Raw genomic sequence first — 2,569 nt, 5'->3', positions numbered from 1 at the left:
TCCCGGCCTGTCCGGTCCGGCACCAACGACTTTTGCATTTCCTCGTATCTTCTTGCAAATCGACACGTTGCTGCTTATCTTATCCTTACCTGCACTGCCCGCTTGCGGACTTCAGCACTCGCGCGAGACCTGACGCTATCCTTGTTCCTTAAGGTAGATTCCTAAGTCCGACCCCGCCGGACGGGGGGGGGGGGGGGGTGGGGATGCCGCTCACGCCTAAGAGGGCCGCGAAGCCGTGCTCCGCCGTGAATATGCCATAGACCGCATCCTGTTGCGCTCATCCTCTCGACCCAACTGGCAATCAACATTCACTAACGGAGCCTTCCCATGCTTTCACTGAACCTCTTCCGCAAGCCGGCTCTTCGGCTGGCAGCCTGCCTGCTCCTGCTGGCAGGTATCCTGGTCTGGCCTGTGCCGCAGCCTGCACGGGCGGATCAACTTCCGGTCAGTATGCAACTGAACTGGAACAACTTCAGTTCAGGCGACGCCGAGGTTACCTGTCAGCAGATCGATCAAAACGGCAATGCGGTCGGACCGCTGAAGGAAATGAATCCTCAAGGCAGTTCATTCGAATACTGGAGTTTCACTTTCGACGAACTCCATCCTGATGCAGTGTCGGTGAGGATTAGTTGGCTTCGAGATCCTGCCGGAGCCAATATCAATAATTGGACAGGACCCGGAGGCGCCCCACCGCGTGAACCGCCCCAAGTATTTCCGATACTGGGGGGACTTTGTTCTGGATATGCCGAAGCGCATTAGGGGTAATTCAACTATCACTCGAGGCGGTGTCGGTCGAAAGGCTGGCACCTCCTGCGGCTGAAATGAGTAAGACCTCAATAATCCTCGCCATATCAATCCTGGGCCTCAGCGATAGCCTTGTTGCTCAACCTGAGATCGACCAGTTACGCTACTATGATCGTGGCGGCACGGACATATTCCAGGACATTTACGCCTGCGCCAATGGCGACTTCTATCTTTGTGGCGGAACTGATGGAAGGCCATGGTTAGTGTGCCTTGATGCAGAAGGTGCCTTGCGATGGGAGCGGGTCTTGAACGGCGCACGTCTTTGGTCAGTCATAGAAGCAGATAATGGGGATGCGGTCGCTTCAGGCACTGCCGGCGGGCGGGGTTTCGGAGCAGTGAGATTCAATCGCGACGGCGATCGAGTGTGGGAGCAAGGTTACGAAGATGGCCGCGCTTCCGCGATTATCGAACTTAAGGACGGTCGCTTTGCCATCGGCGGTATCTATTTTGGAGAAGACAATTCACGAGCCGGACTGGTTGCGGTAATCGATGCAGAGGGGGAAGTGGATTGGATCAGTAGGTATGATGAAGGCAGAGGCTTTCATGGCCTTAGAGAAACTCAGGATGGGCTGGTTCTGGCCGGACAAGCCTGGGCTGATAGCGGAAGATCCACTACTACGTGGTTTGTAAAGGTCAATTACGAGGGCGTTGTAATTTGGTCCACACTCCACTTGCCTGAAGGAGCTACAGACGCCTATGCAACCTCGTTAATCTCCACTCCTGGTGGATTTGCCGCCGGAGGTATTTGCTACCGCGCCAATGGTGAGGGCGGCTTTGCGGTCTTTCGATTCGATGCAGATGGCAACCCGATTGCCAATCATATTATTGACAACCGCTCTTACCTTGAGTCCATCAACAAACTCTCCGACGAAGGCTTCATTCTGGTGGGAACAAGAAACATCGGCGACATCGATTATCCCATGGCTATAAGATTGGATAGGGAAGGCAACATCCGTTGGTCCAAGGACTTTGCGAATGTCGTCGATGGACAACCCCGCAATCAGCGCCGCTATAATCAACTAATGAGCGTCATTGTGTTACCGCATAACACAATTGTCGCATGTGGGATCATGAACAATGATCGTGAGAATAGAGGCCACGACGGCGTAGTAGTTCGCCTTGAGCCGGACATTTTCGGGCCGCGGTTTATTCGCTATGAACCAGAAGATACGTTGCTTGGTGTGCTGGCGATGAGTGAAGTCGACTTCATCGCGGTGGCAAGGAGTACATATGGTGGTGTTATCGACTACCGTTGGACTCTTGACGATCAGGAGTTGGAAGCCCAAGGCGACACCCTGATTCATATTGATTTTGAAGTGCCAGGTGAACAAGTGGTTCAATGCGAAGTGTCCGTTGACAATATTACGGCTGCGATACTCTGGCATGTAACGGTAGTTGAACTGCTCATCACCTCCCACACCCCCGACACCCTATCCCTCACAATTCAGCGCAATTCCGAGATTGACTTCTCCCTCGACTCCGTCGCTTACATTGGAGATAGGGAGAATCTGCGGTATGAATGGATGATTTACGACTCGACGGCGGTGAGATGGGAGGAAGTGGCAGGGGATGACCGGATCGGAATCCGGTCCTACGCGTTCAACCGGACGGGCGGGTATGCTCTGAAAGCCAAGGTCTTCGACCCGAACGTCGATCCCATTCCCGCAGATTCTATTCAGTGGAATATTCAGGTGCGCGGCGTCATTCGAGCCTTCGAGCCTAATCTCCCCGAATTATTCCTCGAGCCGCGTCAGGAAGCGACCTT

Annotated in this window: 2 protein-coding genes; both read left to right on the top strand. The window is 54.0% G+C overall.

The annotated features are described in order from the left end of the window. The first annotated feature begins 327 nt into the window (after positions 1 to 327). The gene (locus FJY67_12010; protein ID MBM3330172.1) at positions 328 to 759 is read left to right on the top strand and encodes a hypothetical protein; all 432 of its coding nucleotides are present in this window, start codon (positions 328 to 330) and stop codon (positions 757 to 759) included. Positions 760 to 821: 62 nt separating this feature from the next. Continuing rightward, the coding region (locus FJY67_12005; protein ID MBM3330171.1) for a PQQ-like beta-propeller repeat protein at positions 822 to 2,569 on the top strand (1,748 nt) is incomplete at its 3' end.

It is taken from the genome of Calditrichota bacterium (assembly GCA_016867835.1).
GTDB lineage: Bacteria > Electryoneota > AABM5-125-24 > Hatepunaeales > Hatepunaeaceae > VGIQ01.
Note: the sequence above shows the minus strand (reverse complement) of the source record. Positions and strands in the feature narration are given on the sequence as shown.